The organism is Pantoea sp. NGS-ED-1003 (genome assembly GCF_000738765.1).
In the GTDB taxonomy this organism is placed as follows: Bacteria; Pseudomonadota; Gammaproteobacteria; order Enterobacterales; family Enterobacteriaceae; genus Pantoea; species Pantoea septica.
Window position 1 is genome coordinate 23,401 of sequence record NZ_JPQA01000009.1, and the last position, 19,091, is coordinate 42,491.

Below are 19,091 nucleotides of genomic sequence, written 5' to 3' on the forward strand. Positions count from 1 at the left end.
TCTCTGTTATGACCTGAAGGCTGGCTGTGATCTCTCACTTCGATATGCTGCTGGCGGTGTTTGACCGCGCCGCCCTGATGCTGATCTGCCTCTTCTTCCTGACCCGCACCCGGCTTTTCCGCCAGCTGCTGCAAAAAGATGAACATGCGCCGCTGGAGAAAGCGGCCGTTATTGCCATTTTTTCGCTGTTTGCGCTTTTCAGCACCTGGTCGGGCATTCACGTCGACGGCTCGCTGCTGAACGTGCGGGTGATCGCGGTGATGGCCGGCGGCATCCTGTTTGGCCCCTGGGTCGGCATCGTCACCGGCGCGATCGCCGGGCTGCACCGTTTTCTGATCGACATTCACGGCGTCACCTCGGTACCTTGCCTGATCACCAGCATTATTGCGGGCTGCGTGGCCGGCGCCATTAACCGCCGCGTGCCCAAAGCGCAGCGCTGGCGCGTCGGCATCATCGGCGGCATGCTGTGCGAAAGCCTCACCATGCTGCTGATCGTGCTGTGGGCGAAGCCGATGTCGCTTGGCCTGGCGATTGTGTCGGAGATTGCGCTGCCGATGATCCTCGGCGCGTCGAGCATCGGCCTGATTGTGCTGTTGGTGCAGAGCGTCGAAGGCGAAAAAGAGGCGATTGCGGCGCGACAGGCCAAGCTGGCGCTGGAGATAGCCAATAAAACCCTGCCGCTGTTTCGCGACGTCAACAGCGACTCGCTGCGCCGCATCTGCACCATTATCTGTGACGATATCAACGCCGACGCCGTCGCTATTACCAACAAGACCCATATTCTCGCCTACGTCGGCTACGGCGAGCAGAACTACCAGAACGGCGACGACGGCATTAGCCCCACCACCGCGCAGGCGATGGCCAGCGGAAAAATCATCATCAAGAACAACGATGAGGCGCATCGCACCAGGGATATTCATTCGATGATCGTTATTCCGCTGCGTGAGCAAGGCAAAGTTACCGGCACCCTGAAGATTTACTATCGCCGCGCGCACCGCATTACCGGCTCGCTGAAAGAGATGGCGATCGGCCTGTCGCAGCTGATCTCGACCCAGCTGGAGGTATCGCGCGCCGAGCAGCTGCGCGAAATGGCGAATAAAGCGGAACTGCGCGCCCTGCAGAGCAAAATCAATCCCCATTTTCTCTTTAACGCGCTGAACGCCATCAACTCCTCTATCCGCCTTAATCCCGATACGGCGCGCCAGCTGGTGATTAACCTTTCCCGCTATCTGCGCTACAACCTTGAGCTTAACGACGACGAGACGATCGATATCAAACGCGAGCTGTGGCAGGTAAAAGATTATATCGCCATCGAACAGGCGCGTTTTGGCGACAAGCTGTCGATGATCTACGACATTGACGACGATCTTCACTTTTCGCTGCCCAGCCTGCTGATCCAGCCGCTGGTGGAGAACGCCATCGTGCACGGCATTCAGCCCTGCCGCGGCAAAGGCGTGGTGACGCTCAGCGTTAAGGCCTGCGGCGATCGGGTGCGTATCGCCGTGCGCGACACCGGGCCGGGCATCAGCGACGAAGTGATGCGTCGCGTGGCGAATAATGAGATGCCGGGCAATAAGATCGGCCTGCTGAATGTGCATCACCGCGTCAAACTGCTGACCGGTCAGGGGCTCGACATTACCCGGCTGCAGCCCGGCACCGAAATCGCCTTTACCCTGAGCAAAAGCGGAGAGTTGCTAACCGAGTCGCCGCTTGCCGTCGCGGAGAGCGTGCAATGAAAGCCATTATTGTCGAAGACGAATTTCTGGCGCAGCAGGAACTGAGCTGGATGATCCAGCAGCACAGCAAGATTGAGATCGAGGCCTGTTTCGACGACGGCCTGGAGGTGCTGAAATATTTGCAGCAGCATCGGGTCGACGTCATTTTTCTCGATATCAATATCCCGTCGCTGGACGGCATGCTGCTGGCGCAAAATATTCACCAGTTCGCGCAGCGGCCGCTGATTGTGTTTATCACCGCCTGGAAAGATCATGCGGTAGAGGCTTTCGAGCTGGAAGCCTTTGACTATATTCTCAAACCCTATCACGAAGCGCGCATCGTCACCATGCTTAACAAGCTGGAAGCGGTCGGGCAGCAGCAGAGCGTCGCCCAGACGCCGGTCGACCACGGCCCGCAGACGGTGAATCTGGTGAAGGATGAGCGCATTATCGTGACCGACATTGACGATATCTATTACGTGGAGGCGCATGAGAAGCTGACGTTCGTCTATACGCGGCGCGAGGCCTATGTGATGTCGATGAGCATCAGCGAATTCTGCGCCCGTTTGCCGGAGCAGCGCTTTTTCCGCTGTCATCGCTCTTACTGCGTGAACCTGAGCAAAATCTCTGAGATCGAACCCTGGTTTAACAATACCTACCTGCTGAAACTGCGCGATCTGGCGTTTCAGGTGCCGGTCAGCCGCAGCAAAGTAAAACGCTTTCGCGAGCTGATGCGCCTGTAGAAAAACAGTTCGCGTAAATGCCAGCCAGCGGGTGATATGCAGCGGAGAGCAAATAAAAAAACGGCCCGCAGGCCGTTTTGATAGACGCTACAGAATACGCCCCAGCGTCTGCCGCAGATGCGCGCCAGCGCCCAGCAGGCCAGGCTGATCGTGGGTGATCATATAGACCGGAATGCGGGAAACGTAGTCGCGGAAGCGTCCTTTATCCTCAAAGGCGGCGCGGAAGCCGGAAGCCTTAAAGAACTCCAGGAAGCGCGGCACGATGCCGCCGGCGATATAGACGCCGCCGAAGGTGCCGAGATTCAGCGCCAGATTGCCGCCAAAACGTCCCATAATCACGCAGAACAGCGACAGCGCGCGACGGCAGTCGGTGCAGCTATCGGCGAGCGCGCGTTCAGAGACATCCTTCGGCTTGAGGTTTTCCGGCACGCGGTTATCCGCCTTCACGATAGCGCGGTAGAGGTTCACCAGACCGGCGCCGGAAAGCACGCGCTCTGCGGAAACGTGGCCCAGCTCGGCGCGCAGCACTTCCAGAATCAAATCTTCTTCATCGCTGTTGGCGGCGAAGTCAACGTGGCCGCCCTCGCCTGGCAGGCTGACCCAGCGACGGTCGACGTGCACCAGATGGCTGACGCCCAGGCCGGTGCCCGCGCCGTAAATCGCGATAGGCTTATCCTTCACCGGCTCGCCGCCGCCGAACTGAATCACATGCTCAGCCTTCAGCATAGGGATCGCCATGGAAACGGCGGTGAAGTCGTTAATGATTTCAAGATGATCGAAGCCAAGGCTGGCTTTCATTTTGCTGGTGGAAAAAGCCCAGTCATGGTTGGTCATTTCGACCCAGTCTTCCGTGATAGGACAAGCAATGGCGATGCAGCCGTCTTTAACGTTTTGCAGCTGCTCGCCAAGATAGTGGCGGATGACGGCTTCGAGGCTGTCATAATCTGAAGTTGAGAATGTTTGGGCCTGGGAGATGCTGCCGGTTTCCACCTCACACAGGGCGAGTCGGGCGTTGGTGCCGCCGACGTCGCCGACCAGGGCATAAGTTGTCATTCTTTTGTTGCTCCGCTTGGGGTCCCTAAGATGCAGGACACTATAAAAGTCTGCCGGTAAAACAACAACGCTCGCCGCGACAAAAGACGAGCGTTGAAGGTGGTGAGCACAGCCTACCCGTCCGGCAAGCCGCTTGACAGCGGCAACACTCCGAATCTTACCCTCCGTTGCGTTGCGCGAGGCAAGCCGTCACTTTATGCAACAGCGGCGGCAGATCGTCTTTAGGCATCACGACCTCGACCAGCGTCAGGTAGTCGGGCGCCTGCAGACGCGCCATTACCTCATCCAGCTGCACACATTCGGTGACGCGCCAGCTCTGCGCCTGTCCATGCAGACAAAGCGCCTGCGGCAGCGCGGTCCAGTTCCACTGCGCGATATCATTATAACGCTGCGTTGCGCCGTGGATGGCGCGCTCCACCGTATAGCCCTCATTGTTCAACAGGAAAATAATCGGCGTTTGCCCGTCGCGCAGCATCGATCCCAGCTCCTGAATAGTCAGCTGCGCCGAGCCGTCGCCGGTAATCAGGATCACCCGCTGCGCGGGCGCGGCGGTCTGCGCGCCGAAGGCTGCCGGTAGAGTATAGCCAATGGAGCCCCAGAGCGGCTGCACCACCAGCTGCGCCCCGCTGGGCAAGCGCAGCGCCGCCGCGCCGAATGCGGCGGTGCCCTGATCGGCGAGAATAATGTCGCCTGGCTGGAGAAAGCGCTGCATCGCCTGCCAGAAAGCGCTCTGGCTGATATTGTCGCGCGCGTCTGCCGTCTCGACCGGCTGCACCTGCGGCGCCAGCGCCCAGCCCGCGCCGTAGCGCGCGAACAGCGCCTCCAGCTCGCTTAGCGCATCCGCCATGTTGAGCGGCCCGAAGCGCTCCCCGGCAACGCTGGCGGCGAAAGGCTGCAGATCGATCAGCTGCGAGGCGGTAAAATTTTGGGTAAAGCCCGCCGTCAGAGTATCGGTGAAGCGCACGCCGACGCAGATTGTTACATCGGTCTGCTCAATCAGCTCGCAGATGCCGGGCTCGCTGCCCGCAGCGGCGTAAGTGCCGACGTAGCCCGGCTGGCGCTCGTCCAGCACGCCTTTGCCCATCAGCAGCGTGGCGCAGGGAACGGCGCGCAGCCGACGCAGCCGGGCCAGCGCCGCCTGCCGCCGCCAGCGCGCGGCGAGAAAATCAGCCAGCAGCGCCACCCGCCGCGCCGGTTGCAGCAGCCGTTCGGCGGCGGCGCGAAACGCCTGGCGCGCCTGTTCGCTGGAACCCGGCGCGGCGTCGAGCGGCGCGGCGGGCGGCGCCACCTCGGCCTCCGCGACATCGACCGCCAGCATCAGGTAGCCCGGCCGCTGTTCGCGCATCGCCGTGGCCAGCACCCGATCGATTTCCGCCGTGGCGTTGCCCGGGCTGAGCTGCGCCGTCGCTGCGCTGACCTCGCCCGCCATGCGCAGAAAGTGACGGAAGTCGCCGTCGCCCAGCGTATGGTGCACGCAGTCGCCGCGCTTTTGCGCCCCGCTTGCGGGCGCGCCCACAATATGGATCACCGGCAGATATTCGGCGAAACTGCCGGCCGTGCCGTTGATGGCGCTCAGTTCGCCGACGCCGAAGGTGGTCAGCAACGCCGCCGCGCCGCGACAGCGCGCATAACCGTCCGCCGCATAGGCTGCGTTGAGTTCGTTGGCGCAGCCGACCCAGCCGATATCCCGATGGGCGATCACGCGATCGAGAAACTGCAGGTTATAGTCGCCCGGCACGCCAAACAGATGACCGACGCCGATCTCCTGAAGGCGCGCCAGCAGATAATCTCCTACGGTAAAGCGTTGCATATGCCACTCCTTTCACCAGTGTCTGGTTTGAGTATCCGCTATGCTGCCAAAGCGGCGAGAAAGCAGCGCAATCGACTGAACAAAAAATTGGCAACCCGGCGTTACGATGGGGGATTATTCTGTAAGTATGCGATCTGCGATCCATTGTGACTGTGTGTAAACGCATACACTGCTATCCTTGCGCTTGAAAATTCTTCCCTTTGACAGGAAAGCCGTATGACCTACCTTCCGCATCCCGGTCGTTATCAGCAGATGGAATATCGCCGCAGCGGCCGCAGCGGGCTAAAGCTGCCCGCAATTTCGCTTGGCCTGTGGCACAACTTTGGCGACAACACGCGCGTCGACAACAGCCGCGAGCTGCTGCGCCACGCATTCGATCGCGGCATTACCCATTTTGACCTGGCCAACAACTACGGCCCGCCGCCGGGTTCGGCGGAAGAGAACTTCGGCCGCATCCTGCGCGAAGACTTTCGCGCCTTTCGCGACGAGCTGGTGATCTCCACCAAAGCGGGCTACACCATGTGGGACGGCCCGTACGGCGACTGGGGCTCGCGGAAATACCTTATCTCCAGCCTCGATCAGAGCCTGAAGCGCATGGGGCTGGAGTATGTGGACATCTTCTATCACCATCGTCCGGATCCGGAAACGCCGCTGGAAGAGACCATGCGCGCGCTGGATCAGGTGGTGCGCCAGGGTAAAGCGCTCTATGCCGCTATTTCTAACTATCCGGCGGATCGCGCGGCGGAAGCGATTGCCATCCTGCGCGATCTCGGCACGCCCTGCCTGATCCATCAGCCGCGCTATTCGATGTTTGAACGCGGCCCGGAAAACGGCCTGCTGGAAACGCTTGGCGACAACGGCGTCGGCTGCATCGCCTTCTCTCCGCTGGCGGGCGGCGTGCTGACCGACCGCTATCTGCAGGGTATTCCCGACGATTCGCGCGTGGCGAGCGGCAGCAAGTTCCTGCGTGAAGATCAGCTTACCGACGAGAAGATGGAGAAAGTGCGCAAGCTGAATGAGATTGCGCAGCAGCGCGGCCAGAAGCTGGCGCAGATGGCGCTGGCGTGGACGCTGCGCGACGCGCGCGTCACCTCTGTGCTGATCGGCGCCAGCAAAACCGCGCAAATCGACGACGCGGTGGAGATGCTGGCCAATCGCCACTTTACCATCGCCGAGCTCTCCGCTATCGAAGGCGTGCTGATTTAATCTTTGCCTGCCCGGCCGCCGCGCCGGGCATTGCTGCGAACAGAATTGTCTCAATCCCCTTTTTCTTCCGATTTTCCTCACAATTGTCAGCGACACTCAACTTGCCACACAAGCAATGCGCGGGCTTCACGCCTGCATCGCAGCGGCACTGTCGCTGATAAGGAGAATAAGATGAAATTTGCTATTTTTGCTGCTTTGCTGACCTGCCTGTCGCCTCTGGCGATCCACAGCGCTCAGGCTGACGGTGCCTCTATCAGCCTGGCGCCGGGCGTAACGCTGCACCTGGGAGACCAGGATCGCCGTGGCTATTACTGGGACGGCGGCCGCTGGCGCGAGCCACGCTGGTGGAACGACCGCTATCAGTACAACAACCATCGCTGGTGGCGCCATGAAGAGTGGCGCCGTCATCAGCAGTGGGAGCGCGAGCGACGTTGGCATGAACGCGAACGTCGCCACCACTGGCGCGAAGCGCAGCGCCATCACGACCGCCACGACCGCCACGATCGTCACGACCACCACCATCACTGATGACGCGGCGGCACGGCTAAAGGCCGCTGCGCGATAGCGCGCGCAAAGCGGCCTTTACTCCGCGAACAGCCGATGTCCGATTTGCCGCGCCGTTTTCAGATGTGCCTCCGGCGAGTCGGCGTCAGGCAGCAAGATCAGCTCCGACGTTTTCACCGCTGCGCCGACATAGTCAAAAATGCCCTCGTCGATCTGCGTGCGCATCGCGGCATAATAGCCGCGCCGCGCATAGGTGCGCAGATTCGCTCCGCCGATTCCCAGCAGATGTACCTGCAAACGACTCAGCTTTTTATCGATTTTGCCGTCGGGCGTCTCTTCATATGCCCAGCCGTGGGTAAAGACGCGATCGATCCAGCCTTTCAGCACGCCGGGAAACGACCACCAGTAAACGGGATAAACCAGCACCAGCGCATCGGCGCCGTCAATGCGTTTTTGCTCGGCCAGCACATCGGCGGGCGGCGCGGCCTCACTGCGAAACAGCGCGAGATCGGCAGCGGCGTAGCGCGGATCGAAGCCCTCTGCTATCAGGTCGGCGATTTCAAACGTGTGCGGCGCGCGAATCTCGCTGGTTAGCGTTCGCGCGACGGCGTGGGTAAAAGAATCTTGATCGGGATGGGCGACCACTACCAGTGCATGCATATCCTGACTCCTGTAAGAGAAGAGAAAACGGCTGCATATCGAGAGTAGATGAGTTGAGGCGGACGGTTAAGGCGGCGGCACGGGAGGTTAAAAACGAAGCTGGCCCGGGATAGATCGGGCCAGCTTTCAGCAGCCTTTACAGGTCGAGGATTTCGCCAATCAGCAAATAGGCGTTGAGCGCCACCACCAGCACCACGATGGCGCGACCGGCGTTCTGCATCAGGCGCGAATTGACCATCTCGCCCATAATCTCGCGGTTGCCGGTAAAGGAGAGCAGCGGCACCAGCGCCAGCGCGATGCCGAAGCTCAGCAGCACCTGGCTCATAACCAGAATGCGCGTCGGATCCCAGCCCGCCATAATCACGATAAATGAGGGCAGCATAGTGACCAGACGGCGTACCCAGAGCGGAATATGAAAGCGGATAAAGCCCTGCATCACGACCTGACCGGCCAGGGTGCCTACCACGGTAGAGGAGAGGCCCGCTGCGACCAGGCTCAGGCCGAATACCGTCGCCGCCGCATGGCCAAGCAGCGGCGTCAGCGTCAGATAGGCCTGATCCAGTTCGGCGATGCCGCTGTGGCCGCTGAAGTGGAACGCGGCGGCGGCGGTCGCCATCATCGCCAGATTAACAAAACCGGCGATGGTCATGGCGATGGCCACATCCAGCTTGGTGGAGGAGTAGCGCTGGCTTTTGTTGCCGCTTTCGCCGCCCTGCGTCAGCGCCGAGTGAAGATAGATGACGTGCGGCATAATGGTCGCGCCCAGTACGCCGGCCGCCAGGAAGACCGCCTCGGAGGTGGGCAATGACGGCAGCGCCATGCCGGTCACCAGCTCGCTGACCTTCGGCTGGGAAAAGAAGAGCTCGACGATATAGGCCGCCGCCACGAACAGCAGCAGGCTGCCGATCACCAGCTCCAGCGGCTTCTGGCCGCGGCTTTGCAGCATCAGGATCAGAAAGGTCGCCACGCCGGTCAACACCGCGCCCTGCAGCAGCGAAATGCCGAGCAGCAGCTTAAAGCCGAGCGCCGCGCCGATAAATTCCGCCAGATCGGTCGCCATGGCGATGATTTCCGCCTGCACCCAGTAGAACCAGACCGCCGGACGCGGAAAGCGATCGCGAATATGCTCAGCCAGATTTTTACCGGTGGCGATACCGAGCTTGGCGGACATCAGCTGTATGACCATCGCCATGATATTGGCCCAGACCACCACCCACAGCAGCTTATAGCCATAGGCTGCGCCCGCCTGAATATTGGTGGCGAAGTTGCCTGGATCGATATAGCCGATGGCGGCGATAAAGGCCGGCCCCAGCAGCGCGAGCTTGATTTTTCGGGCTCCGCGAGCGGCGCGCTCGGCGGTACGGCTCTCAAACATATTTCTCTACCTGTCTGAACGCGTTTAACCATGGCAGCTTATGGCCTGATCGCGGCAAGTGAAATGAGGTTATCGTTATCGTTGTGATAGATGATGCTATAAAGTATAGCCATTGCTATACCTTACGGTAAAGCGAGACTTGCTAAAAAATGTGCAATGCATCTCACTCTACGCTTCGGACATATTATAGACAATAAATTTGTGGATATTAGGCGTGAACAATTTGTGAACAGGCTGTGACTGGTGAGAGTTTTCTGAGAAAAGGGGTGATAGCGAATCCTTATAATGTGGATTTGATCTCGTTTTTAAGTAACGCGTTACATAGAATACGCAGCAAATTACAACCCTCCTCAAATCTGGAGCAAGCATGTCCCATATTTTGCACTTCCTTTTAGCACTGGTGGTGGTAGGCGTGCTGGCGTTACTCGTCAGCCACGACCGTAAAAGTATTCGTATTCGCTACATTGTCCAGCTTCTGGTCATTGAAGTGCTGCTGGCGTGGTTCTTCCTCAATTCCGAGGCGGGTCTCGGATTCGTGAAGGGCTTCGCCGGCCTGTTCGATCATCTGCTCAAGTATGCGGGCGAAGGCACCAACTTCGTGTTCGGCAACATGAATGACAAAGGCCTCGCCTTCTTCTTCCTGAACGTGCTCTGCCCGATCGTCTTTATCTCCGCGCTGATCGGCATTCTGCAGCACTTCCGCATTCTGCCGTGGGTGATCCGCGGTATCGGCACCGTGCTGTCTAAAATTAACGGCATGGGCAAGCTGGAATCCTTTAACGCCGTCAGCTCTCTGATTCTGGGACAGTCAGAAAACTTTATCGCCTATAAGGATATCCTCGGCAAAATGTCGCAGCGCCGCATGTACACTATGGCCGCGACCGCGATGTCGACCGTTTCCATGTCGATCGTCGGCGCCTATATGACCATGCTGCAGCCGAAGTATGTGGTCGCCGCGCTGGTGCTTAACATGTTCAGCACCTTTATCGTGCTGTCGCTGATCAACCCTTACCGCGTCGACAGCGAAGAGGATCTGCAGCTGCAGGATATCCATAAAGGCCAGAGCTTCTTTGAGATGCTGGGCGAATATATCCTCGCCGGCTTCCGCGTGGCGATTATCGTCGCGGCGATGCTGATCGGCTTTATCGCGCTGATTTCTGGCCTGAACGCGCTGTTCGATGTTATCTTCGGCATCAGCTTCCAGGGCGTGCTGGGCTACGTCTTCTATCCGTTCGCCTGGGTGATGGGCGTGCCGGCTCATGAAGCGCTGCAGGTCGGCAGCATTATGGCCACCAAGCTGGTTTCCAACGAGTTCGTCGCGATGATGGATCTGCAGAAGCTGGCGGGCCAGATTTCGCCGCACTCTGAAGGCATCCTGTCGGTGTTCCTGGTCTCGTTCGCCAACTTCTCGTCTATCGGCATCGTCGCCGGCGCCATTAAGGGTCTGAACGAAGAGCAAGGCAACGTGGTGTCGCGCTTCGGCCTGAAACTGCTCTACGGCTCCACGCTGGTCAGCGTGCTCTCCGCCGCTATCGCCGGACTGGTGCTGGCATTCTGATAAGAAGGGCGAGACGGGTTCTCGCCCTTATTCTTAATTATTCCTGCTTGATATAACGCCTGCCGCGCCGTCTCAGCCGCGCGGCGCCGCCCTTCCCCGATTCCCGCAAATCCTTTGCACAATATCGAATTTCATCTCCTGCCCGTCGCCCCGTAGTTTTTTCATTACTCAACATCGGGAGAAGCGCATGAGCATTCAATTTCTGGGCATGATCGGCCATCGTCTGGCCTCTGAAATCATTCCGGCCAGCGGGCCGTTATTCGATAAAAACTATATAGCCGATTTCGCTCGCGCCCACGAAGAGGCGGGATTCGATCGGATTCTGGTGGGCTACTGGTCCGATCAACCAGACGGTTTTTTAGTGACGGCGCACGCCGCTGCGAACACCTCGCGCATTAAATTTTTACTGGCGCACCGTCCCGGCTTCGTCTCGCCGACGCTGGCGGCGCGCAAGCTGGCGTCGCTCGATCACCTGACCGACGGACGACTGGCGGTGCATATCATCAGCGGCGGCAGCGACAGCGAACAACGCCGCGACGGCGACTTCCTCAACAAGGCGGAACGCTACGCGCGTACCGACGAATTTCTCCACGTGCTGAACAAGAGCCTGACCTCGGCGGAAGCCTGGGACCATAAAGGCGAGTTTTACCAGGCTGAACAGGCTTTTTCCGCCATCAAGCCGCTGCAGAGCAAGCTGCCGGTCTACTTCGGCGGCTCTTCGCCGGAGGCGATCGAGGTCGCCGCGCGTCACGCCGACGTCTTCGCGCTGTGGGGCGAGCCGCTGCAGGGCGCGGCGGAAACCGTGCAAACCGTGCGCGCCGCTGCCGCGAAAAGAGGCCGCGACATTAAATTCAATATCTCTTTCCGCCCGATTATCGGCAAGACCGAGAAAGAGGCCTGGGAACGCGCGGAACACATTTATCAAACGGCGCAGAAGCAGCTGGCCGAATCGGGCTACACCTTCGGCCTGCCAAAACCGCAGAGCGTCGGCGCACAGCGCCTGCTGGCGGCGGCTAACGCAGGCGACCGCCACGATAAAGTGTTGTGGACCGGCGTCGCGAAGCTGGTGAGCGGCGGCTACAACTCCACCGCGCTGGTGGGCACGGCGGATCAGGTCTCCGACGCACTGCTGGATTACTACAACCTGGGCATCGACAGCGTGCTGATCCGCGGCTTCGATCCGCTAAACGACGCAGTTGAGTACGGCCGCGAGCTGCTGCCGCTGACGCGCGAAAAAGTCGCCGCGCTGACGCGCGTTAAGAGGAGCGCCTGATGCGTCTCGCCGCCCTGTTCGCCGGCGTCGCGCTGGCGCTGAGCCTCAACTCCGCTTTCGCCGCTGAAAAAGTGACGCTGCGGCTCGGCGATGTCAAAGGGGATCGCTTCGCCTCGCTGAAAGCCTCCGGCGAGCTCGATAATCTGCCTTACGATCTGAAGCTCACCGCCTTCGACTCCGGCGCGCCGGTGCAGGAGGCGCTGAATGCGGGGGCGCTGGACGTCGGCTTTACCGGCGACCTGCCCTTTCTGTTCGTCTATGCCGCAGGGGCGCCGGTTAAAGCGGTCGGCGCCTGGCAGAACAACCCCGACAGCATCGCGCTGCTGACGCGTCCCGACGCCGGGATCCAGAGCCTGAAGGATCTGAAAGGCAAGCAGATCGCCGTCAACCGCGGCGGCTGGGGACACTATCTGATCCTGGGCCTGCTGGAACGCGCCGGCCTGAAACCCGATGAGGTGACGCTGCGCTTCCTCGGCCCGGTGGATGGTCGCGCGGCGCTGACCTCCGGCGCGGTTTCCGCCTGGGCGCCGTGGGAGCCCTATATCGCCACCTCGACCCAAATCGACGGCACGGTGCGCGTGCCGCAGGGCGGCGGCAACGGCATTATGTCGGGCTACTCCTATGCGCTGGCGCGCAAAGAGGCGCTGGCCAATCCGGAGAAGCGTAAAGCTATCGCCGATCTGCTGACGCGGCTGGCGAAAGCGCAGGTCTGGGCGGCGCAGCATCCGCAGCCGCTCGCCCAGGCGCTGAGCAAGACGCTGAATATGCCGACCGCCATCACCAGCAGCTGGATCGACGACGCGCGCATTCGCCCGCTGGTGTTCGATCCCTCGCTTATCGCGACGCTGCAGAAATCCGCCGACTTTTTCCATCGCTATCAGGTGCTGCCGAAGGCGGTCAACGTCAGCGACGCCTTCGATTTCAGCCTGGCGAGCGGCGCCAATCAGGTGGCGCGGCACTATCAGGAGAACAAATCGTGAGCGACCTTAACCACCAGCGGCTGCGCGACTTTGTGGCGCAGCTCGCCGCGCTGCTCGATCGGCAGCCGGACGAGGCGACTATTCTGGCGCGCGGCAGCGAGCTGCTGCGCCCGCTGCTGCTGCACGACGACTGGCTGGACGAGGCGTTCGCCCAGCCGCATCCGCAGCACTATCAGCAGTATCTGCTCCATGCCGACGCGCAGCAGCGCTTTTCGGTGGTGAGCTTTGTCTGGGGGCCAGGCCAGCAGACGCCGGTGCACGATCATCGCGTCTGGGGATTGATCGGCATGCTGCGCGGCGCGGAAGTGTCGCAGGGCTTCAAAGCGGAAAACGGCGCGCTGGCGGCGGACGGCACGCCGGTTCGTCTGGAACCTGGCGAAATTGACGCGGTCTCGCCGCGCGTCGGCGATATCCATCGCGTCAGCAACGCCTTCGACGATCGCGTCTCTGTCAGCATTCACGTCTACGGCGCCAATATCGGCGCGGTCAAACGGGCGGTTTATCGCGAAGACGGCAGCGAAAAACCTTTTATCTCCGGCTACAGCAATCGCTACTTGCCTAACATCTGGGATCTTTCACATGGCTAAAACTTTTCCTCTGCGCGACGCCGCAGAGATTCAGCAGGCGCTGCGCCAGCAGCAGGAAGTGGCGCTGGTAGACGTACGCGACGAGGCGCTCTATGCGCAAGGGCATCCGCTGTTCGCGGTAAACATTCCGCTCTCAAAGCTGGAGCTGGAGTGGCTGGATCGCCTTCCTCGCCGCGATACGGCGATTACGCTTTACGACAACGGCGAAGGGCTGGCGCAGACGGCGGCGGAGCGCGCGGCGGCCTGGGGCTACACCAATATCACGCTGCTGAAAGATGATCTGGCCGGCTGGAAGGCGGCGGGCGGCGAGCTGTTTATCGATGTGAATTCGCCGAGCAAGGCGTTTGGCGAGCTGGTGGAACACCACAATCATACGCCGTCGCTGGCGGCCGAAGAGGTCGATGCGCTGCTGCGCGACAAAGCCGACGTGGTGGTGCTCGACGCCCGCCGCTTTGATGAATACCACACCATGTCGATTCCCGGCAGCATCAGCGTACCGGGCGGCGAACTGGTGCTGCGCGTGCGCGATATCGCGCCCTCTCCCGCTACCACGGTGATCGTCAACTGCGCAGGCCGCACGCGCAGCATTATCGGCACCCAGACGCTGGTGAACGCGGGCATCCGCAATCCGGTCTACGCGCTGCGCAACGGCACCATCGGCTGGGCGCTGGCCGGTCTGGCGCTTGAGCAGCAGCAGAGCCGCCGCTACGGCGCCGTCAGCGAAACCGCGCAGCGTCATGCGGCGGCGCAGGCGCGTCAGGTGGCGGATCGCGCCGGGGTGGCGCGCATCGACGCGACGACGCTGGCGCACTGGCGGCAGGAGGCGCGCACGACCTATCTGTTCGACGTGCGCGACGCCGACGAGTACGCCGCCGGGCATCTGCCGGGTAGTCGTCACGTGCCGGGCGGACAGCTGGTGCAGGAGACCGATCACTACGCCAGCGTGCGCGGCGCGCGTATCGTGCTGGCTGACAACGACGGGGTACGCGCCAGCATAACGGCCTCCTGGCTGGCGCAGATGGGCTGGGAAGTCGCCGTGCTGGAGGGGCTGCAACCACAGGACTTCAGCGCCACTGGCGGCTGGACGGCGCAGGTGCCGGCAGCGCCTGTGGCCGAGACGATCTCTCCGCAGCAGCTGAACGACTGGATAAAGCAGGGCGATACTCAGGTGCTGGATTTCACCACGCGCGCCAACCACGTTAAAAGTCATATCCCCGGCGCCGCCTGGCTACTGCGCTCGACGCTGCAACAACAGGGCAAGGCTGCGCTGCCGCCAGCCGAACGCTATGTCCTGACCTGCGGCAGCAGCCTGCTGGCGGGTTATGCCGTGCAACAGGTGGCGACGCTGACCGGTAAGCCGGTCTTTGTGCTGGAAGGCGGCAATGCCGCCTGGCGCAGCGCCGGGCTACCGACCGACGCTAACGAAGAGACGCTGCTCTCCCCCGCCATCGATCGCTATCGCCGCCCCTATGAAGGCACCGATATCGAACCGGCGGTAATGCAGGCCTATCTTGACTGGGAGTATGGTCTGGTGGCGCAGCTGGACCGCGACGGCACGCATGGCTTTCGCGTGCTGCAGCCGGAGAAGCAAAGCGTAACGGCGTAAGTAAACAGGGCGGCAGCGATGTCGCTCTTTTTTTGCGCGCAGCCATGCTTGCGTAAGATTTGCAGATGATTTAAGAAGCTGCCTGAGAGATCAGGACTAAGAAAATGGTGGAGATAAGCGGGATCGAACCGCTGACCTCTTGCATGCCATGCAAGCGCTCTCCCAGCTGAGCTATACCCCCACATCTGGAATCGTTTTTTCAGTGCCAAATCGTTGGGATGCGATTTGGTGGAGCTAAGCGGGATCGAACCGCTGACCTCCTGCATGCCATGCAGGCGCTCTCCCAGCTGAGCTATAGCCCCGAACCGAAAAAACCGTCGGATGTTCTCGACGGACGGCATAATATGAAACCGCCCTCAGGGTGTCAACGGCAAAATCAAAAACTGCGTTTGATCGCTGAAAAAGGCGGCAAATCCCGCATCGCGCTGTTTTCAGCCGCTTTTATTGAGTGCGAAAGAAGAGGTTAAACAATAGGGCGTCTCGCCCCCTCTTTGCCCGTCGCGTCAGGTTAAATTACGGTTAAACAGCCTTTAGGATTTTTCTTGTTTTCCGTTAAAAGCCGTGTAAAACTTAGCCCGCTAATTAAGTGGTCATCGCTGCCCACGCCTTATTACAACACCATCCCTGTCACAACTATCAATAATATTAGAGATACTATGTCGCTGCATTCACCTAAAGAGATCGCTCAACTGGCGATTCAGGCTGGCGTCACTAAAAGCCGCGCCTCTATTCCAACGTTATTAATTCTTGGTTTTATGGCTGGCGCCTTTATCGCCACCGGCTTTCTGCTTGACCTGCATGTGATTAACTCGCTGCCGGCGGACTGGGGCTCGTTCGGCGGCCTGCTGGGCGCTGCCGTCTTCCCGGTGGGTTTGATCCTGACCGTACTGGCGGGCGGCGAACTGCTGACCGGCAATATGATGACTATGCCGGTCGCCTGGTTTGCGCGTCGCATCAGCGGTTTCGCCGTGCTGCGCAACTGGTTCTGGGTCACTATCGCCAACTTTATCGGCAGCCTGGCCATCGCCTGGTTCTTCGGCCATATGCTCGGTATGACTGAAGGCGACTACCTGAAGAAGACCGTCGCCATCGCCAGCGCGAAAGTGCACGCCGACTTCCTGCACGCCTTTATCTCCGGCATCGGCTGCAACTGGCTGGTTTGCCTGGCGGTGTGGCTGGCGTTCGCCAGTAAAGATGTGGTAGGGAAAATCTTCGGCATGTGGTTCCCGGTTATGGCCTTCGTTGCCATCGGCTTCCAGCACGTCGTCGCCAACATGTTTATCGTGCCTGCGGCTATTTTCGCCGGCCAGCTAAGCTGGGCGGAGTATCTGCCGAACTTCGTGGCCGTGTTTCTGGGCAACGGCGTCGGCGGCGCGGTATTTGTCGGCCTCGCCTACTTCCTCGCCTTCCGTCCTTCCGCTGAAGCGGTAGGCACTGCGCAGTAATTTTTTTGCCTTTTGTCACAAGGCAAAAGGCAATTTCCCTTCCTCTTACTTTCACGCGTTACGATTTGCTGTAATATGTAGAACTAATGTATTAAACAGGGACAGCATCGTGAAAAAGGAATGGTTAACCCCCGAAGAGCTTGCGAACGAAACAGGTTACAGTCGGCAAACGGTGAATAAATGGATCAAGCGCGAAAACTGGACCACCACGCCGAAGCCCGGCGTACAGGGCGGTAAGGCGCGATTAATTCATATCGACGAGCGCGTGAAAAGCTTTATCCAGTCCATGCGTAACCTGAACGAGCCAAACGCTTCCTACACTGCGCAACAAAATTCTTTACCTGCGTTACTATTAAGTTCTGTACAGCAAATGACACAGAATGAGCAGGATCTTCTTGCCGCGATGATTTTACGCGAAGGGATTAAAGGCGTGCTGCAGCGGCTGGGTATTAGCGAAGAATAAAAAAAACCGGAAGCATTGCGCTTCCGGTTTTTGTTTGTCAGGCCTGCGCTTCGCGTTCAGCGATAAAGGCCAGCGCTTTTTCGATCCGCGCCACGCTACGGCGCTGTCCGATGGCTTCGACGGTGACGTCCAGGCCTGGCGACTGACCGGCGCCGGTCACGGCGACGCGCAGCGGCATACCGACCTTGCCCATCCCTACTTCCAGCTCATCCGCCGTGCTCTGAATCGCATGGTGAACGTTTTCCGCCGTCCAGTCGGTAATGGCGGCCAGTTTGTCGCGCACCACTTCCAGCGGCTGGCGCGCCACCGGACGCAGGTGTTTTTTCGCTGCGTCGGCATCGAACGCGTCGAACTCTTCATAGAAGTAGTGGCAGGAAGCCGCCATCTCTTTCAGCGTCTTGCAGCGTTCGCCCAGCAGGGTCACCAGCTTCGCCAGTTCCGGGCCGGTGCGGGTGTCGATGTTCTGCTGTTCAATGTGCCACTGCAGATGGGTCGCCACATATTCTGGCGGCAGGCTGTTGATGTAGTGGTGGTTGAGCCACTGCAGCTTTTCGGTGTTGAACGCGCTGGCGGATTTGCTCACCGCGTCGAGCGTAAATAGCTCTTTCATCTCCGGGATAGAGAAGATCTCCTGATCGCCGTGGGACCAGCCCAGACGCACCAGGTAGTTGAGCAGCGCTTCCGGCAGATAACCGTCGTCGCGGTACTGCATCACGCCTACCGCACCGTGACGCTTGGAGAGCTTTTTGCCGTCGTCGCCCAGAATCATCGAGACGTGAGCGTAGACCGGCACCTGCGCGCCGATCGCTTGAAGGATGTTGATCTGGCGCGGCGTGTTGTTGATATGGTCTTCACCGCGAATCACATGGGTGATGCCCATATCCCAGTCATCGACGACGACGCAGAAGTTATAGGTCGGCGAACCGTCGGTACGACGGATAATCAGGTCATCCAGCTCCTGGTTGCTGAACTCGATCGGGCCACGGATCTGGTCGTCAAAGATGACCGATCCTTCCTGCGGGTTGCGAAAGCGCACCACGCAAGGCTCATCCGCCGCGTGATGATCATGGCTGTCGCGGCAGCGGCCGTCGTAGCGCGGCTTTTCGCCGTTCGCCATCTGGGTTTCACGCAGCTGTTCCAGTCGCTCTTTTGAGCAGTAGCATTTATAGGCGGTGCCCGCTTCCAGCATCTCGTCAATAACGGCGTTGTAGCGGTCGAAGCGTTTGGTCTGATAGTACGGGCCTTCATCCCAGTCCAGGTTCAGCCAGTTCATGCCGTCCATAATGGCTTCGATGGCTTCCGGCGTTGAGCGCTCGAGATCGGTGTCTTCAATGCGCAGGACGAATTCGCCCTGGTGGTGGCGAGCGAAAAGCCAGGAGTAGAGCGCGGTACGTGCGCCGCCGACATGCAGGTAGCCGGTCGGGCTGGGCGCGAAGCGAGTTTTGATTTTCATTCAGCAGTGCCTTAGATGCGCAGGTTTTATGTCTGGATGACAAAAAACGGGTTAGACGCGAAAAACCGTGCGCACATTCTAGCACCTGGCGTTGAATCCTCAATGACCGCGCGCCTGCGCAAAGACGTTAAGCCGCGGGTTTCTGCTAATAAAACCAGCATATTGGCTAAAAGCAGCGCGTGATGTCTAATTTTGAAGCGAACGCGCATTTTAGTTTTAAAAAGCGTTGACTCACTTCGAAGGATCCCTATAATGCGACTCCACACAGCGGGGGTGATTAGCTCAGTTGGTAGAGCATCTCCCTTACAAGGAGGGGGTCGGCGGTTCGAGCCCGTCATCACCCACCACTCTAAAGGTGGCCCGCAGTGAACAAGAGATAAGATATGGGTGATTAGCTCAGTTGGTAGAGCATCTCCCTTACAAGGAGGGGGTCGGCGGTTCGAGCCCGTCATCACCCACCATATCTCAGTCAGATGACGCTCTTGTTAAGCAGTACCGAAGTGGGTGATTAGCTCAGTTGGTAGAGCATCTCCCTTACAAGGAGGGGGTCGGCGGTTCGAGCCCGTCATCACCCACCACTTCGGGTCGTTAGCTCAGTTGGTAGAGCAGTTGACTTTTAATCAATTGGTCGCAGGTTCGAATCCTGCACGACCCACCAAT

General features: G+C 59.7%; 16 protein-coding genes and 6 tRNA genes. 15 read left to right on the forward strand and 7 right to left on the reverse strand.

Annotated features, from left to right (window positions below; all coding sequences use genetic code 11):
- Positions 1-44 precede the first annotated feature (44 nt).
- Both JS46_RS17435 and JS46_RS17440 read left to right on the forward strand, forming a co-directional pair.
- A complete protein-coding gene (locus JS46_RS17435) occupies positions 45-1,736 on the forward strand; it encodes a sensor histidine kinase (protein WP_033754151.1) in 1,692 nt (563 codons plus the stop codon).
- Positions 1,733-2,458 carry a LytTR family DNA-binding domain-containing protein gene (locus JS46_RS17440; RefSeq protein ID WP_033753639.1) on the forward strand — a complete coding sequence of 242 codons (726 nt, stop codon included), beginning with the start codon at positions 1,733-1,735 and terminating at the stop codon, positions 2,456-2,458. The genes JS46_RS17435 and JS46_RS17440 overlap by 4 nt, the downstream gene beginning before the upstream one ends.
- An 87-nt stretch (positions 2,459-2,545) precedes the next feature.
- Here JS46_RS17440 and glk read toward each other — a convergent pair whose 3' ends face one another.
- Together glk and JS46_RS17450 are read right to left on the reverse strand one after the other, a co-directional pair.
- Entirely contained in the window at positions 2,546-3,511 is a 966-nt protein-coding gene (gene glk, locus JS46_RS17445; protein ID WP_033753641.1) for a glucokinase, read from the reverse strand.
- 157 nt (positions 3,512-3,668) lie between these two features.
- Positions 3,669-5,321 carry a thiamine pyrophosphate-binding protein gene (locus JS46_RS17450; RefSeq protein WP_033753644.1) on the reverse strand — a complete coding sequence of 551 codons (1,653 nt, stop codon included), beginning with the start codon at positions 5,319-5,321 and terminating at the stop codon, positions 3,669-3,671.
- 216 nt (positions 5,322-5,537) lie between these two features.
- Here JS46_RS17450 and mgrA point away from each other — a divergent pair, with 216 nt between their 5' ends.
- Together mgrA and JS46_RS17460 are read left to right on the forward strand one after the other, a co-directional pair.
- A complete protein-coding gene (gene mgrA, locus JS46_RS17455) occupies positions 5,538-6,527 on the forward strand; it encodes an L-glyceraldehyde 3-phosphate reductase (RefSeq protein ID WP_033753647.1) in 990 nt (329 codons plus the stop codon).
- 171 nt (positions 6,528-6,698) lie between these two features.
- On the forward strand, positions 6,699-7,055 hold the full coding sequence (locus JS46_RS17460) for a DUF2502 domain-containing protein (RefSeq protein WP_033753650.1): 357 nt from the start codon (positions 6,699-6,701) through the stop codon (positions 7,053-7,055).
- A gap of 54 nt (positions 7,056-7,109) precedes the next feature.
- Here the strand turns inward: JS46_RS17460 and JS46_RS17465 are convergent, their stop codons facing one another.
- A complete protein-coding gene (locus JS46_RS17465) occupies positions 7,110-7,691 on the reverse strand; it encodes an NAD(P)H-dependent oxidoreductase (RefSeq protein ID WP_033753653.1) in 582 nt (193 codons plus the stop codon).
- A 136-nt stretch (positions 7,692-7,827) separates the two neighbouring features.
- The gene (locus JS46_RS17470; RefSeq protein ID WP_033753656.1) at positions 7,828-9,066 is read right to left on the reverse strand and encodes an Nramp family divalent metal transporter; all 1,239 of its coding nucleotides are present in this window, start codon (positions 9,064-9,066) and stop codon (positions 7,828-7,830) included.
- Positions 9,067-9,433: 367 nt separating this feature from the next.
- On the opposite strand from JS46_RS17470, the gene JS46_RS17475 reads away from it, so the two are divergent.
- The 5 genes from JS46_RS17475 (at position 9,434) to JS46_RS17495 (ending at position 15,070) form a co-directional block, all read left to right on the forward strand.
- Positions 9,434-10,624, forward strand: a complete 1,191-nt coding sequence (locus JS46_RS17475) for a NupC/NupG family nucleoside CNT transporter (RefSeq protein WP_033753659.1) — start codon at positions 9,434-9,436, stop codon at positions 10,622-10,624.
- 187 nt (positions 10,625-10,811) lie between these two features.
- Entirely contained in the window at positions 10,812-11,897 is a 1,086-nt protein-coding gene (locus tag JS46_RS17480; RefSeq protein WP_033753662.1) for an LLM class flavin-dependent oxidoreductase, read from the forward strand.
- Positions 11,897-12,877 carry an ABC transporter substrate-binding protein gene (locus JS46_RS17485; RefSeq protein ID WP_033753664.1) on the forward strand — a complete coding sequence of 327 codons (981 nt, stop codon included), beginning with the start codon at positions 11,897-11,899 and terminating at the stop codon, positions 12,875-12,877. Before JS46_RS17480 ends, JS46_RS17485 begins: the two co-directional genes overlap by 1 nt.
- On the forward strand, positions 12,874-13,464 hold the full coding sequence (locus JS46_RS17490; RefSeq protein ID WP_033753666.1) for a cysteine dioxygenase: 591 nt from the start codon (positions 12,874-12,876) through the stop codon (positions 13,462-13,464). The genes JS46_RS17485 and JS46_RS17490 overlap by 4 nt, the downstream gene beginning before the upstream one ends.
- Positions 13,457-15,070, forward strand: a complete 1,614-nt coding sequence (locus JS46_RS17495; protein ID WP_033753668.1) for a rhodanese homology domain-containing protein — start codon at positions 13,457-13,459, stop codon at positions 15,068-15,070. Before JS46_RS17490 ends, JS46_RS17495 begins: the two co-directional genes overlap by 8 nt.
- A gap of 105 nt (positions 15,071-15,175) precedes the next feature.
- Here the strand turns inward: JS46_RS17495 and JS46_RS17500 are convergent.
- Both JS46_RS17500 and JS46_RS17505 read right to left on the reverse strand, forming a co-directional pair.
- Positions 15,176-15,251 (reverse strand) — tRNA-Ala (locus tag JS46_RS17500).
- Between the two features lie 45 nt (positions 15,252-15,296).
- Positions 15,297-15,372 (reverse strand) — tRNA-Ala (locus JS46_RS17505).
- A gap of 354 nt (positions 15,373-15,726) precedes the next feature.
- Between JS46_RS17505 and JS46_RS17510 the strand changes: the two genes are divergently transcribed.
- Together JS46_RS17510 and JS46_RS17515 are read left to right on the forward strand one after the other, a co-directional pair.
- Positions 15,727-16,515: a formate/nitrite transporter family protein gene (locus JS46_RS17510; protein WP_033753670.1), complete on the forward strand. Its 789-nt coding sequence runs from the start codon at positions 15,727-15,729 to the stop codon at positions 16,513-16,515.
- 109 nt (positions 16,516-16,624) lie between these two features.
- Positions 16,625-16,978: a YfeC-like transcriptional regulator gene (locus tag JS46_RS17515; protein ID WP_033753672.1), complete on the forward strand. Its 354-nt coding sequence runs from the start codon at positions 16,625-16,627 to the stop codon at positions 16,976-16,978.
- A gap of 37 nt (positions 16,979-17,015) precedes the next feature.
- Here JS46_RS17515 and gltX read toward each other — a convergent pair whose 3' ends face one another.
- Positions 17,016-18,431, reverse strand: coding sequence for a glutamate--tRNA ligase (gltX, locus tag JS46_RS17520; RefSeq protein WP_033753675.1), 1,416 nt, complete (start codon positions 18,429-18,431; stop codon positions 17,016-17,018).
- A gap of 271 nt (positions 18,432-18,702) precedes the next feature.
- Between gltX and JS46_RS17525 the strand changes: the two genes are divergently transcribed.
- The 4 genes from JS46_RS17525 to JS46_RS17540 all read left to right on the forward strand — a co-directional run bounded on the left by JS46_RS17525 (position 18,703) and on the right by JS46_RS17540 (position 19,089).
- Positions 18,703-18,778: transfer RNA gene (locus JS46_RS17525), tRNA-Val, on the forward strand.
- 38 nt (positions 18,779-18,816) lie between these two features.
- Positions 18,817-18,892 (forward strand) — tRNA-Val (locus JS46_RS17530).
- A gap of 41 nt (positions 18,893-18,933) precedes the next feature.
- Positions 18,934-19,009, forward strand: a tRNA-Val gene (locus JS46_RS17535).
- A gap of 4 nt (positions 19,010-19,013) precedes the next feature.
- Positions 19,014-19,089, forward strand: a tRNA-Lys gene (locus JS46_RS17540).
- Positions 19,090-19,091 lie beyond the last annotated feature (2 nt).